The following is a 14,069-nucleotide window of genomic DNA, read 5'->3' on the forward strand; positions in this document are numbered from 1 at the left end:
TCTATACAGAAAGGCTGGTTCCTCCCTCTTTATCATCCCAACTGAAATTTTATTTTGTGATATATCACAACTCTTTGTGAATCTCTCTGTTCGTTTGAATATCTCACTTCTGCTCTGAAACATTGTTTTTCCACTCTTCCCGCTCTGTCACCAAAGCACTATTAAGACTCAAAGTTATGTGAGAACAATCACATCAATGTGAAATAAGATGCCATAATATATCAGTCTCTGTTAATCACTTGCTGGTGTTATCAATGCCTAAATTTGCTGCTAATTTAACCACTATGTTTACTGAATATCCATTCTTAGAGCGTTTTAAAGCAGCAGCACAAGCAGGCTTTCGGGCTGTTGAGTTTCTTTCTCCATTTGAATATCCAGCTAGCGTTTTAAAACAAGAGCTCGATAATCATGGCTTACAATTAGTTTTGTTTAATACCACAGTCGGCAATACTGCCAAAGGGGAATGGGGACTTAATGCGTTACCGGGGCGAGAGTCAGATGCCAGAGCCAACATCGATCTGGCACTGGAATACGCTTTAGCTTTAAATTGTCAGACCATCCATGTTATGGCTGGTGTTGTGCCTGAAGGTCAGCAACAATATTTGTATGAACAAGTACAAGTCGATAATGTCCGTTATGCCGCAGATAAATATGCACCACATAATATCAGTATTGTGCTAGAAGCCCTGAGTGATGTTGTAAAACCTAACTATCTGTATGCCAGTCAGTACCATACCCTTAAGTTGGTAAAGCGCATTAATCGCCCAAATGTTTCAGTACAAATTGATCTGTTCCATGCTCAAATCGTCGATGGTAATCTGACTCATTTACTGCAAAACCTTAACGGTCATTTTGGGCATATACAGGTTGCCTCTGTACCTGATCGCCATGAACCGGATGACGGTGAAGTGAATTTTACCTATCTGTTTAACCTTTTAGATCAGCTTGGCTATTCAGGGTGGATTGGCTGTGAATATATTCCTAAGAACACAACAAAAGCTGGTCTGAACTGGATAAAACCTTATTTATAGTTCCTCACCTCTACCATACTCAACCAAACGTGATGTAAATATTTAAGCCTTCTCCATTTACCACCAACATATCTTAAACTTCAGCATTGATAATACTTACATTAAATCACAGGAAAATATCTGCTACCTATTGACACTCTTGCGATAATCATTAATGCTATATGCTGTTTACACAGGTGTTTTCACTTTAGTAAACAAAGAAGAGGCGCATTACTCAGGCAGATGATTTCAGGAGACTGGCTCCGTTTATCAATCATTCAGGGGATGTAATGCCGAGGTCAGGTAATTCCAGCTTATTACCCGATCGGCTACAAGGGCTGAATCCCTTGGGTTGTCACCTTACAATTTCTAAGGTGGAGCGCTTCCTGGTTAATGTTGTTGATCTCCTATAACCTTCGCTCTATCCTTGTACTAAATAAATGATATTCGATACGAGGAATTCATGAATAATGCTCAAATGATTATTGCCAAATTTGGTGGAACCAGCGTCGCTGACTACCCGGCAATGTGTAATAGTGCCAATGTCGTCCTTTCTAATCCAAATGTGCAGGTTGTCGTGCTTTCTGCCTCTGCAGGCGTCACTAACTTACTGGTCGCATTAGCTGAAGGCTGTAATAACGAAGTTCGTCAACAAAATATCGATAAGATCCGCGCTATCCAATACGCCATTATTGACAAGCTACCAGCAAATCCGGAGGTAAAAAAAGAGATCGACCGCCTGCTGGACAATATTACCTCTTTAGCTGAAGCCGCCAGTCTGGCGACCTCAAGTGCTTTAACCGATGAGCTGGTTTGTCATGGTGAGCTGATGTCTTCCCGCCTGTTTGTTGAAGTACTCAAAGAAAAGCAAAGCTCTGCCCGCTGGTTTGATGTTCGTCAGGTGATGAGAACAGACAGCTTCTTTGGTAAAGCGACTCCGGATTTTACTGCTATTAAACAGCTTTGTGATCAACATTTAAAACCTGTCATGAATAATAACATCATTGTCACCCAAGGCTTTATCGGTAGCGAAGCAACCGGTAAAACGACCACACTTGGACGCGGCGGCAGTGATTATACCGCAGCCCTGCTTGGTGAAGCGCTGCACGCAGGACAAATCGATATCTGGACAGATGTGGCAGGTATTTATACAACCGATCCGCGCATCACTTCCGGTGCTAAACGTATTGATGAGATCACTTTTGCTGAAGCTGCTGAAATGGCAACATTTGGTGCCAAAGTGTTACATCCGGCAACGCTGGTTCCGGCAGTCAGAAGTAACATCCCGGTATTTGTCGGTTCAAGTAAAGCGCCTAAAGATGGTGGCACTATCGTTTATAGCGCGAAAAGCATTCGCTCTGAACTACCAACATTCAGAGCACTGGCACTACGTCGTAAGCAAACACTTCTGACCTTACATAGCTTAAGTATGCTGCATGCACAAGGCTTTCTGGCTCAAGTGTTTAGTATTATGGCTAAACACAACATCTCGGTTGATCTAGTGACAACCTCAGAAGTTAGCGTGGCCCTGACTTTGGACACAACAGGCACAAGTACCGACGGTGGGCCGCTCCTAACTAAAGCACTGCTGGATGAGCTATCAACTTTGTGTCACGTACAGGTGGAAGATAACCTTTCTCTGGTTGCAATCATTGGTAATAAACTGACAGAAACCAAAGGTATGGCGAAAAAAGTGTTTGATACCATGGATCAGTTCAGTATCCGTATGAGCTGCTACGGAGCAAGTACACACAATATCTGTTTTCTGGTGAATAGTAATGATGCAGAAAACATTATTAAACAATTACATACTGCTTTATTTGAATAAATAAAAAATGCAATAAAATCAATATGTTATAATTAATTGATTTTATTGCATATTCCCTTCCTTATCGTCATTTTCCTCTTCTTCCTTTATATGCCATATTTCTTCTTACCTTAATCTTTGTTATATTGAGCGCCATCATAGAAACTTAATTATACGGATCATCTAATGCTCAAAATCTACAACACTCTGACACGTGAAAAAGAGGAATTTAAACCTATCCATGACAATAAAGTTGGCATGTATGTGTGCGGTGTCACTGTTTATGATTTGTGTCATATTGGCCACGGTCGCACCTTCGTTGCCTTTGATGTTATCACCCGTTACTTACGTTTTTTAGGTTATGACTTAACTTATGTACGTAATATTACTGACGTAGATGATAAAATCATCAAACGTGCGCTGGAAAATGGTGAAACCGGTGACCAACTGGTCGATCGCATGGCAAAAGAGATGTACGCCGATTTTGATGCCTTAAATATTCTCCGTCCAGATAGTGAACCGCGCGCAACCCAACATATTAAAGAGATCATCGAACTGGTTGAAACATTACTGGAGAAAAAACACGCGTATATCGCTGACAGTGGTGACGTAGTATTTTCTGTCGAATCTGATCCTAATTATGGTCTGTTGTCCCGTCAAAATTTAGAGCAGCTGCAAGCCGGAGCAAGGGTTGAAGTTGCTGATACCAAACAAAATCCCATGGACTTTGTGCTATGGAAGATGTCTAAGCCTAATGAGCCTTCATGGCCTTCTCCATGGGGAAATGGTCGCCCGGGCTGGCATATCGAATGTTCTGCGATGAACTGCAAAGAACTAGGCATGCATTTTGATATCCATGGTGGCGGTTCAGATCTGATGTTCCCGCACCATGAAAACGAAATCGCTCAGTCAACCTGTGCCCATGACGGTCAGTATGTAAATTATTGGATGCACTCAGGCATGGTTATGGTCGACCAGGAGAAGATGTCAAAATCACTAGGCAACTTCTTCACCATTCGTGATGTCTTAAAACATTATGATCCTGAAACTGTACGTTACTTCTTACTGTCCGGCCATTATCGCAGCCAGCTTAATTACAGCGAAGAGAACCTAAAACAAGCTCGTATGGCACTTGAGCGTCTGTATACCGCACTACGTGATACCGATAATTCTGTGGTTATCACAAAAAGTGACAGCTCATATGCAGAGCGCTTTAGTCAGGCTATGAATGATGACTTTAATACACCAGAAGCCTACTCGGTGCTATTTGAACTGGCCAGTGAAATCAATAAAGCTAAAGCAGCAAATCAAACATCTCGAGCTAATGAGTTAGCTGCTGAACTGCGCTATTTATCCAAAGTCCTTGGGCTTTTAGAACAAGATCCGGTACAGTTCTTACAAGGTGGTAACAACGATGTTGACGTGGCTAAGATTGAAGCACTCATCAAACAACGTAATGATGCCAGAGCCAGCAAAAACTGGGCGATGGCTGATGATGCCCGCGATCAGTTAAATGCCATGAATATTGTGCTGGAAGATAGTGCCAGTGGGACAACATGGCGTAGAAAGACAAACTAGTGTATATCAATGCAACAGTTATTATTCTGATTTTAGGACTTTTTTGGCTACTTGGAAGTGCACTGATAGCTTTCCTGATCTCGCTCTGTCCTATGATGCTAGATAAAACACCATGGTCATGTAAATCCTTTTTTAAAATCTACATTACGCTCTTTCTTGTTGGTCTGTTCATACTTTTAATAAGTTTAGCCGGACTCTGATTATAATAACAAATTAAATAAAAATGACAGGAGACCATATGTACCCAGATATTATTACCATTTTCTCACTATTCCTTATTGGTGCACTGGTACTTTGTTTGGTGTTTTCAGCCCTTTTCGCGTTACTCGAAATGATGATAAGAGGCGTTACTTTTGTCCCTTCTTTCGTTCGGGCGCTGGTAACAACCATTACTTTTTGTCTATTTGCCCTGATAATTACTATTGCATTTAACTAATCAATATCCGGTCACTAACTACTAATCAATAAATTAAAGAAACGATAATCGAGCAGAGATTGATAAAACCTTTGTGCAGCAGGCAGTAGCGGCCGCTCTTTCATCGTCGCAATATAGATATAACGCTGCCTTGCCTGATGTTTCAGAGGAATCACCTGTAGATTATACTCCTGAGGAATTGGGATTCTTGGCATAATACCAATACCATAATCAATCGAAGCCAGTCCGATCATGGCGTTCTCTGCTTCCACATAACAGGCCACTTTAGGCGTAATACCGGCTTCGCTAAGTAACTTATCAATAAAGGGTTTAATACCACTTTTTTCATTAAACAGAATTAATGGATAATCCGCTACCTGTTTCACATCCAACACATTGTTATACGCCAGCGGGTGATTCTTAGACATCACAAACACCAGTTCTTGCGATGTTAGCTGCTCAAAGTCGATATCCGGCTCATTCTCAACCCGGGAACAGAGCGCCATATCATATTTACCTTTCTTTAAATCTTCAATAATGCCAAGTGTAGAACTTTCATAAAATGAAAAAGTGATATTACGGTGCAATGGATTACTGATAAAAGCATTAATAATCTTTGGCAGAAAGTACGCACTTAAAGAATAGATAAACGCCAGTTCGATATGACCGTGTGACATACTGGTTAACTCTTTAATAAAACGCTCGCCATTATTAAGTTCAAGTAAGGCATTATCCACATAAGCCAGATATTGTTGCCCAAGCTTAGTCAGTTCAACATTACGTCCTTTCTTCTGAAACAGTTTAATTCCCAGCTCTTTCTCCAGCTCATTGATAGCATGACTTAAACTCGGCTGACTGATCGAAAACTGCTCTGCCGTTTGCGTATAGTGCTGTGTTCTGGCCAGTGTCTGAAAATATTGTAATTGTCGTAAATTCATCGTTACTCCTGATCATATCATCTGCCACAGAAAGAAATTATGTGATTTTTATCTCAATATTTGCATTAAATTTCAGAAATTTTCCTGCAGATTCGCTTAAAAAATTTCTTTTATAAAAACAGTGAGTTCACAAAATTTTGTGCCAAGCCTTGTCATTATAAGCCTTTCACTAAATCTGAGTTTCGCCCATCCAAAACCTATAGATATATTCTATAGGTTTTAAGGAAAATACTCATTAGTTTTATGAATAATAATCCCATAAACTTTGTGGCAATAGTTTCAGGTTAAAATTAAACATGATAATAAAGAGGAAGATATGAGCGATTTTTCAGCAATATTTCAACCTATCACCATCAAACGAACCACGATCAAAAACCGTATTGTAATGCCACCAATTGGCAGTAACTTTGCGACACTTAATGGAGAGTTTGTTGAAGAACATATTCAATACTATGAACAACGTGCCAAAGGTGGTACCGGGTTAATTATTCTTGAAAATGTGTGTATTGATTTCCCTTATGGAACAAACGGTACAACACAGTTACGTATTGATAATGACCAATATATTCCTGGTCTATATCGTTTTACTGAGCGTCTGCATAAACATGGCGCAGCTGTTGCAGTTCAAATTAACCATGCTGGAGCTTCTGCCTTCCCTGGACGTTTAAATGGCTTACAGGCTATCTCAGCGTCAAATATTCCATCTAAAACTGGTGGTGCGATTCCTCGTCCAGCGACTAAAGATGAAATTTTACATATCGTAAAACAATACGGTGCAGCAGCACATCGTGCTCAGCGTGCCGGCTTTGATGCAGTAGAAATCCATGCTGGCCACTCCTATTTACTTAGTCAGTTCTTATCTCCATTATTTAATAATCGTACTGATGAGTTTGGCGGTAGTCATGAAAACCGTGCCCGTATCATTCGCATGGTGATTGATGAGATTCGCCAATCCGTCGGACCTTTCTTCCCAATTATTATGCGTTTTAGTGCTGATGACTTTATTGCTGGTGGTAATACATTGGAAGATACCCTGCAAATTCTTGAGTACTTAACAGATGAAGTTGATATCTTTGACGTCTCTTCTGCACAAAATGATACGTTACAGTTCCAAATTGACCAGATGAATCTGCCTGATGGCTGGCGTTCATATATGGCTAAAGCAGTACGTGACAAATTTAACAAGCCGACGATTACTTCCGGTAACTTCCGCGACCCATATGTAGTTGCAAAGACCTTAGAAGAAGGTACTGCTGACTTTGTGGTGATTGGTCGAGGCCTCATTGCAGAACCTTACTGGGTTGAGAAAGTTAAAAATGGTGAACTAGATACGCTAAGAAGATGTATTTCTTGTAATATCGGCTGTGCTGATCACCGTATTGCTAAAGCAAAACCAATTCGTTGTACCGTAAATCCTGATATCGTCTCTTATGAAGACTACAAAAACTATCAGGTGAAAAAACCGTTAAATGTTGTTGTCATTGGTGGTGGTACTGCAGGTCTTGAAGCCGCATCTACCGCAGCTGAAATTGGTTGTAACGTGACTTTATTTGAAGCAAAACCATTCTTAGGCGGTTTGTCTATGATGATTTCTCGCTTCCCGTATAAGAAACGTATTGCAGATTTACCAAAATTCTTAATCAATCGCGCAAAAACATTAAAGAATTTAACTATTCATTTAAATAAAAAAGCGACGCTGGAAGATATTGAAAAACTAAGTCCTGATCTGGTGATTAGTGCAACAGGTTCTAAACCTTTACTACCACCAATCAAAGGTCTGTCAGAACAATTAACTGCACCAAATCGTAAAGTGTTCTCCATTTTTGATATCATGGAAAACTTTGAACAATTTACTGATATTCCAAATAAACGTATTGTGGTTATTGGTGGTGGAGCCGTAGGTCTGGACGTTGTTGAATACTTCTCTGAAAGTAAAGCCAAAGATGTATCAATTGTTGAGATGCAATCTGTTATTGGTAAAGACTTAGATATCATCGGTCGTATCTCTATGATGACAATGATGAAAGAAAACAAAGTCAATCAACTTGTTGATACCACTTTACTGGAAGTAAAAGAAAATAGCTTCTTAGTGAAAGATAAAGAGGGTAAACAATCCGAATTACCATTTGATTATGGATTTGTCTGCTTAGGTATGACACCAGAAAATTCATTCAGTAATACAATTGAACAACATGCTGCAGAAAAAGGTTACACCTTTGAGAAAATCGGTGACAGCCGCGCAGCACGTAAACTGATTGAAGGTATGCGTGAAGGCCGTGATATTATTGCTTCAATTCAACGTATTGAACGTGTGAAAGCTGGGGAAGTACGCGGTGTTTCACCTGTTAGTCCAGTGTAACTAGTCATTACATAGATCAAAATAGAGGCATTTGCCTCTATTTTTTTGCCTGTGATTTCTGATGATTATTTTATTTTTTTATGAATAGAGGTCAAAATCCCACGCAAAATATTGAGCTCCTGCTGCTCCACCCGGGAACGGTTAAACAAACGACGTAATCTGCCCATAATCTGTCCCGGATGATTTGGATTAATGAAATGAGTTTGTAGCAATGTTTGCTCCAGATGCTGATAAAAACGTTCCATATCAATCGTTGCCGGATATAATGATTCATCAGTATGCCCCACCTGCAGTGATAAAGGTTTGTTTTGCGCCTGTAACATCGCCATGCGGATTTCATACGTAAAAATCTGTACTGACATCGCCAGGTTCAGTGAACTGTAATCAGGGTTAGCAGAAATCCCTACATGATAGTGACATTTTTGCAGCTCTTCATTGGTAAGTCCTACCCGCTCACGACCAAAGACTAAAGCGACCGGCGCCTTAACCGCTTCCTGTACGATCTTTTGCCCGCACTCTCTGGAATCCAAATAAGGCCACTCCAAATTACGGGAACGAGCGCTGGTACCAATCACCAGTGGACAATCAGCGATCGCCTCCTCCAGTGAAGACGTGATCACCGCTTGTTTAACAATATCATTGGCACCAGCTGCTAAAGCAATAGACTGTGAGTCAGGTTTAACGACAGGGCTGACCAAATAGAGCTGAGAGAGCCCCATTGTCTTCATGGCGCGAGCAGCAGAACCGATATTGCCGGTATGCGATGTTTCGACCAGCACAATGCGGATATTATCCAGCAGAGAATTTTCTTTGTTATTCATTTAGTTATAACTTTTTACAAAAAATATAGTCGTTATCATATCACAGAGGTGGTCAAATCTCGACGATCTGTTATACTAGCGCCCGTTTACTTTGTCACTTCGACACGTTCTTTAACATCAATTGGAAGATAAAATATGAAGCACCCGATGCTAAATATCGCTATACGCGCTGCGCGTAAAGCTGGTAATTTGATTATTAAAGCCTATGAAAACCCGACATCTGTTTCTGTCGATGCGAAAGGCACTAACGATTTCGCGACTAACGTCGATCGTGCTGCAGAAGGTTTAATTGTAGAAACAATCAAACGCTCTTATCCTGACCACACCATCATTGGTGAAGAAAGTGGTTTAGCAAAAGGTAAAGACGCAGAAATACAATGGATTATCGACCCAATTGATGGCACGACAAACTTTATCAAAGGTATTCCTCATTTTTCTGTTTCCATTGCTGTGCGAATTAAAGATCGTACAGAAGTTGCTGTTGTCTACGATCCAATGCGTAATGAACTTTATACTGCAACACGTGGGCAAGGCGCACAACTTAATGGCTACCGTATCCGCTGTGGTAATGCCAAAGATTTAACCGGTACAATCATTGCTACCGCCTTCCCGTATAAATTAAGAAATCACACTGAAAGCTATTTTAACGTGCTACAAAAAGTCTTTGCTAAATGCGCAGACTTCCGTCGCAGTGGTTCAGCTGCACTGGATTTATGTTATGTTGCCGCTGGTCGTTTTGATGGTTTCTTTGAAATTGGTTTACAACCTTGGGATATTGCCGCTGGTGAATTGATTCTGCGTGAAGCGGGTGGTGTAATGACAGATTTTGCCGGTGGGCATAACTATATGGTGTCAGGGAATACTGTGGCAGCAAATCCAAAAGTGTTAAAAGATCTGATTACTACTATGCAAAGTGAGTTGAGTGATTCACTGAAGAAGTAGATTTTAGATTTATGATGTTATAAGCATGGTGTGGAGCGGGGAGCACGCCCCGCTAGCGTGATCTTTGGGTGTGGTTGTCAGTTCCATGGGTTTGATGGCCTACCACACCCAAGAGGCCCCGTTCGACAGGCTCACTAAGACCTCCAGGGTCTGGTCTCCATCAATCAAAACAAAGGATACTGGAAATAATAACTTCCTCTCTCAAGATTGACTCCTGATATGTATAAAAATTTCTTTTCTGGCTTCTTAGTTTCTTAAAATGATGTCGATTCTAATTTCTGATATATAAATAACTTATTATACGAACAATATTGATTAAATTGTTAAGTTAAATCAATTAATTGAATTAAGAAAGAGTATTTCAAAAGAATAATTTGTTGGAATAAGAAAAGGTATTTTTTTACTTTAATTTCATCTGTGAAGCTATGATTGATGGAGAGCGTACCTCATAGGTCTTAGCGAGTCCCCGAGCGGGTGCCTATGGGGTGCGGTAGGCCATCAAGTCTCACAGAATAAGCAACCACACCAACAAAAGCTAACACGATGCGGGGCGTGCACCCCGCCATAAACCCTGCTAACTACAAACACAAAACAAACTATCTTAAACACTCCCCAATAAAATACTCCATCATCCTGTCATCACCACTAAGCTCCGGATGAAAGGCCGTCACTAAAACATTACCACTTCGCGCAGCAACAATATTGTCCTCAACTTTAGCCAGAACGTCTACTCCACTTCCGACTTGAATAATCAGCGGAGCTCTGATAAATAAAGCAGGAAAAGCCTTTTGGCCAAGAACAGGAATATCTAAATCGAGCTCGAAGCTCTCTTTTTGCCGTCCAAAACCATTGCGGCGAACGGTACAATCAATCAACCCTAAACAGGCTTCCTCTTCTTCAATCCGCTCGGCGAGTAACACCAGACCAGCACAAGTACCAAATAATCCCTTATTATTACTAGCAAAAGCCTTAATCGCTTCGATAAAACCATATCTCTCCATTAAGCGGCGAATTGCCGTACTTTCACCACCTGGAATAATCAATCCATCAAGATCATTTAACTGCTCCGGTTTTTTGACTGCAATACCACGTACCTGCAAGCGGCTCAAGACGTTAAGGTGCTCTGTCACAGCACCTTGTAAAGCCAGAACACCCACTGTTTTCATCATACTCACCAGCCTCTTTCCTGCATTCTTTCTGCCGGAGCTAAAGTACTGATATCCAGCCCTTTCATCGCTTGTCCTAAATCTTTCGACAAACGACCAATTAACTCATAATCAGTGTAATGAGTTGTTGCCTGCACGATAGCACTGGCAAACTTAGCCGGGTTTTCTGACTTAAAGATGCCTGAACCAACAAATACACCATCAGCCCCCAGACTCATCATCAGTGCGGCATCAGCCGGCGTTGCAATCCCACCCGCAGCAAAATTAACTACCGGTAACTTACCAAGTGTCTTAATTTCTTTCAATAATTCATACGGAGCACCTAAGTTTTTAGCTTCTGTCATCAGTTCATCCTGACTCATTGCCACAATTTTGCGTATCTGACTATTCACTTTACGCATATGACGAACCGCTTCCACAATATTACCGGTTCCGGGCTCACCTTTTGTTCTGAGCATTGAAGCACCTTCACCAATTCGTCGCAGGGCTTCGCCTAAATCACGACATCCACACACAAAAGGTACAGTAAATTCACTTTTTAACAGATGGAACTCCTCATCTGCAGGCGTTAACACTTCACTTTCATCGATGTAGTCAACCCCCATGGCCTCCAGAATGCGAGCCTCAGCAATATGGCCAATACGGGCTTTAGCCATCACAGGAATCGATACTGCGTTCATTACCTCTTCAATAATCTCAGGATTAGCCATGCGAGCGACACCGCCAGCAGCCCGAATATCAGAAGGAACACGCTCCAGAGCCATCACCGCCACAGCCCCTGCATCTTCAGCAATTTTGGCCTGCTGCGCATTCACTACATCCATGATGACACCACCTTTTTGCATTTGTGCCATACCACGTTTCACACGATCCGTACCGACTGTTTTGTTCATCTTATTTTCCTTTTGGTTAAAGTGGATAAATTGATTGTTTTTCATACAAAAAATCTACTTTTTTTATGTTAGATAAAATAATCATTGACAAAAACAGCCAATTGGATTGTTTTTATACCATCCAATTCTAATTATAGAAAACATCATGTGGAAACTATCTGATAACCAGCATCTGCCGATTTATCAACAAATCATTAAACTGATTGAACAAAAAATTAATAGCGGCCAGCTGCTGACAGGTGAAAAGCTCCCGGCTGAACGTAAATTGGCTGAGTTACTAGGCGTCAATCGGTCCACTGTTATCAGAGCCTTTGATGAACTGGTAGAAAGAGGTGTGCTGATCCGCAGGCGTGGTAGTGGTACCACCATCAATCAGGATAAATGGGGTGTCGCTCCGCAGCAAACCACCAACTGGCGTCACTACGTTGATCAGAGCAGTTTTTTACCCGCTTCACCTTATATCCGTAAAACTCACGTTCTACTCAAAAACCCGGATAATGACATCTTAGACCTGGCCACTGGTGAACTTCCTTTAGACCTGATTCCAGAAATCACCATGCCGTCTTATTCCTGGCGGGATCTGATTGCAGAAGAAAAGAATGAAGAGATCGAAGGTTATTTCCCACTAAGGCAAACAATTCAACACCATCTGCTAAACAGGCAACAAATACTGGCACTTCCGGAGCAAATTCTGATTACCTCTGGTGCCCAACAGGCGTTGTTTATGATTACACAGTGTTTACTGCGCCCAGGAGATACAATCGCTATTGAATCACCCTCTTATTTGTATGCTCTGCCACTCTTTCAGTCTGCCGGACTGAGAATTGTGGCCCTCCCTATGGACAAAGAAGGTATACAACCTGATGATTTGGAACGGCTGTATCATAAATTTGCTATTAAGATGGTGTTTCTCAATCCGACACTCCAGAATCCAACCGGTCTGATGATGCCACAGCAGCGCAGGAAAGAGATTATTGCTCTATGTACTAAACTGAATTTACCTATTGTTGAAGATCACTCTTACGCTGAACTAAGCTTCGATCATACAGCTCAGCCGCCAACCCTTAAACAGCTCGATCATCAAAATGTACTCTATATTGGATCGCTGTCAAAAGTGATGGGATCAATGACTCGTATTGGCTGGCTGGTGGGTCCTGCTGCAGTGATTAAACATCTGGCTGAGGCAAGGCAAGAAATGGATTTTGGTTTAAGTATTTTCCCGCAGGTACTGGCAAATCATGTACTAAATAATACGTCCTTCCACCAGCATCTCACCAGACTCAGAGATACGCTTAAACACCGGTGTGATGATCTGATTAGCGCTCTGAATAATACTATTCAGGAAGATATTGATTTTGCTATTCCGCAAGGTGGGATGCACCTGTGGTGTAAACTCCATCCGTCTTATAACATCACCCGTGTAACACAAAAACTTTTGGAACAAAATATGCTGGTGATGCCAGCCGGTGTCTTTGGCAGTAAAGAAAATGCCCTGCGCTTAACATTTGCCAGACTTAATAAAGATGTGGCTCAGCTGGCAGCTTTCAGACTGCAACAGGTACTAAAAGATCCCTAAGCTGCAGCCTGACTGAATATCATAATTGGGTATCAATTATATTTTTTATAAATATTAATAGATGTCGTTTATACGCTAAAGCGCCTATAATAGAGAATATCCATTATCTCTCTTGTTATATATTCTTACTAAATTAAATATAACATATTGATTAATAAACAGTTTTTAATTAATATTTATGATAACAAAGCATATAAATATATTTCTCTTTTTGCTGCTGACATTTTTTATGTCTGTCGGTCATGCTTTGCCTGTCATTCATTCTTCATCAGGCACGTCTCCTGAGGATCATCATACTCAGCTAGTCTTCGCACAAAGTAACCATTGTGCTCAGGAACTCTCACCATCTGATAATAACTGCGCTCTGCATTGCATGACCTGTTTCTCATTATTACCAACTATTGAAGTAACAGTTAATCAACATCATCCACAAATAACCGCAACACCATTTACTGTTTACTGGACACCTAACGAGTTTCTGCCGGAACTGCGCCCGCCTAGATCCCATCAACGATAAATTTATTAATATCAAAACAACTATTTAAGGTGATATCCTGAGTAAAA

At 41.0% G+C, this 14,069-nt stretch carries 12 protein-coding genes and 1 riboswitch; of the genes, 8 read left to right on the plus strand and 4 right to left on the minus strand.

What is annotated here, in order from left to right:
- Window positions 1-254: 254 nt before the first annotated feature.
- The 4 genes from otnI to IPMB12_RS00125 all read left to right on the plus strand — a co-directional run bounded on the left by otnI (window position 255) and on the right by IPMB12_RS00125 (window position 4,831).
- Window positions 255-1,031 (plus strand): 2-oxo-tetronate isomerase, encoded by a 777-nt coding sequence (otnI, locus tag IPMB12_RS00110; protein WP_166913759.1) that lies wholly within the window; start codon window positions 255-257, stop codon window positions 1,029-1,031.
- A 192-nt stretch (window positions 1,032-1,223) separates the two neighbouring features.
- Window positions 1,224-1,403, plus strand: a riboswitch (Lysine riboswitch).
- A gap of 70 nt (window positions 1,404-1,473) precedes the next feature.
- Window positions 1,474-2,838 carry a lysine-sensitive aspartokinase 3 gene (gene lysC / locus IPMB12_RS00115; protein ID WP_166913761.1) on the plus strand — a complete coding sequence of 455 codons (1,365 nt, stop codon included), beginning with the start codon at window positions 1,474-1,476 and terminating at the stop codon, window positions 2,836-2,838.
- Between the two features lie 165 nt (window positions 2,839-3,003).
- Window positions 3,004-4,395 (plus strand): cysteine--tRNA ligase, encoded by a 1,392-nt coding sequence (cysS, locus tag IPMB12_RS00120; RefSeq protein WP_166913763.1) that lies wholly within the window; start codon window positions 3,004-3,006, stop codon window positions 4,393-4,395.
- Window positions 4,396-4,633: 238 nt separating this feature from the next.
- Window positions 4,634-4,831, plus strand: coding sequence for a hypothetical protein (locus IPMB12_RS00125; RefSeq protein ID WP_166913765.1), 198 nt, complete (start codon window positions 4,634-4,636; stop codon window positions 4,829-4,831).
- A gap of 14 nt (window positions 4,832-4,845) precedes the next feature.
- Here the strand turns inward: IPMB12_RS00125 and IPMB12_RS00130 are convergent, their stop codons facing one another.
- Window positions 4,846-5,748, minus strand: a complete 903-nt coding sequence (locus tag IPMB12_RS00130) for a LysR family transcriptional regulator (RefSeq protein WP_166913767.1) — start codon at window positions 5,746-5,748, stop codon at window positions 4,846-4,848.
- A gap of 316 nt (window positions 5,749-6,064) precedes the next feature.
- Between IPMB12_RS00130 and IPMB12_RS00135 the strand changes: the two genes are divergently transcribed.
- A complete protein-coding gene (locus IPMB12_RS00135; RefSeq protein ID WP_166913769.1) occupies window positions 6,065-8,107 on the plus strand; it encodes an NAD(P)/FAD-dependent oxidoreductase in 2,043 nt (680 codons plus the stop codon).
- A 65-nt stretch (window positions 8,108-8,172) separates the two neighbouring features.
- On the opposite strand, the gene trmJ is transcribed toward IPMB12_RS00135, so the two are convergent.
- A complete protein-coding gene (trmJ, locus tag IPMB12_RS00140; RefSeq protein WP_166917629.1) occupies window positions 8,173-8,907 on the minus strand; it encodes a tRNA (cytosine(32)/uridine(32)-2'-O)-methyltransferase TrmJ in 735 nt (244 codons plus the stop codon).
- A gap of 156 nt (window positions 8,908-9,063) precedes the next feature.
- Here trmJ and suhB point away from each other — a divergent pair, with 156 nt between their 5' ends.
- Window positions 9,064-9,870, plus strand: a complete 807-nt coding sequence (suhB, locus tag IPMB12_RS00145) for an inositol-1-monophosphatase (RefSeq protein WP_208293509.1) — start codon at window positions 9,064-9,066, stop codon at window positions 9,868-9,870.
- Between the two features lie 596 nt (window positions 9,871-10,466).
- Here the strand turns inward: suhB and pdxT are convergent.
- Entirely contained in the window at window positions 10,467-11,036 is a 570-nt protein-coding gene (gene pdxT, locus IPMB12_RS00150) for a pyridoxal 5'-phosphate synthase glutaminase subunit PdxT (RefSeq protein WP_166917631.1), read from the minus strand.
- A gap of 5 nt (window positions 11,037-11,041) precedes the next feature.
- On the minus strand, window positions 11,042-11,929 hold the full coding sequence (gene pdxS, locus IPMB12_RS00155) for a pyridoxal 5'-phosphate synthase lyase subunit PdxS (RefSeq protein WP_166913771.1): 888 nt from the start codon (window positions 11,927-11,929) through the stop codon (window positions 11,042-11,044).
- Between the two features lie 145 nt (window positions 11,930-12,074).
- Here pdxS and pdxR point away from each other — a divergent pair, with 145 nt between their 5' ends.
- Window positions 12,075-13,505: a MocR-like pyridoxine biosynthesis transcription factor PdxR gene (gene pdxR, locus IPMB12_RS00160; RefSeq protein WP_166913773.1), complete on the plus strand. Its 1,431-nt coding sequence runs from the start codon at window positions 12,075-12,077 to the stop codon at window positions 13,503-13,505.
- Window positions 13,506-13,734: 229 nt separating this feature from the next.
- On the plus strand, window positions 13,735-14,022 hold the full coding sequence (locus IPMB12_RS00165; RefSeq protein ID WP_166913775.1) for a hypothetical protein: 288 nt from the start codon (window positions 13,735-13,737) through the stop codon (window positions 14,020-14,022).
- The last annotated feature ends 47 nt before the right edge of the window (window positions 14,023-14,069 follow it).

This window comes from Zophobihabitans entericus, from assembly GCF_011745665.1.
Classification (GTDB): Bacteria; Pseudomonadota; Gammaproteobacteria; order Enterobacterales; family Orbaceae; genus Zophobihabitans; species Zophobihabitans entericus.

What these genes read in the sequence shown, in the direction of transcription:
- pdxR (WP_166913773.1), top strand. Translation starts at nt 12,075, where the DNA reads ATGTGGAAACTATCTGATAACCAGCATCTGCCGATTTATCAACAAATC.
- cysS (WP_166913763.1), top strand. Translation starts at nt 3,004, where the DNA reads ATGCTCAAAATCTACAACACTCTGACACGTGAAAAAGAGGAATTTAAA.
- otnI (WP_166913759.1), top strand. Translation starts at nt 255, where the DNA reads ATGCCTAAATTTGCTGCTAATTTAACCACTATGTTTACTGAATATCCA.
- IPMB12_RS00125 (WP_166913765.1), top strand. Translation starts at nt 4,634, where the DNA reads ATGTACCCAGATATTATTACCATTTTCTCACTATTCCTTATTGGTGCA.
- pdxS (WP_166913771.1), bottom strand. Translation starts at nt 11,929, where the DNA reads ATGAACAAAACAGTCGGTACGGATCGTGTGAAACGTGGTATGGCACAA.
- IPMB12_RS00165 (WP_166913775.1), top strand. Translation starts at nt 13,735, where the DNA reads ATGTCTGTCGGTCATGCTTTGCCTGTCATTCATTCTTCATCAGGCACG.
- pdxT (WP_166917631.1), bottom strand. Translation starts at nt 11,036, where the DNA reads ATGAAAACAGTGGGTGTTCTGGCTTTACAAGGTGCTGTGACAGAGCAC.
- IPMB12_RS00135 (WP_166913769.1), top strand. Translation starts at nt 6,065, where the DNA reads ATGAGCGATTTTTCAGCAATATTTCAACCTATCACCATCAAACGAACC.
- IPMB12_RS00130 (WP_166913767.1), bottom strand. Translation starts at nt 5,748, where the DNA reads ATGAATTTACGACAATTACAATATTTTCAGACACTGGCCAGAACACAG.
- lysC (WP_166913761.1), top strand. Translation starts at nt 1,474, where the DNA reads ATGAATAATGCTCAAATGATTATTGCCAAATTTGGTGGAACCAGCGTC.
- suhB (WP_208293509.1), top strand. Translation starts at nt 9,064, where the DNA reads ATGAAGCACCCGATGCTAAATATCGCTATACGCGCTGCGCGTAAAGCT.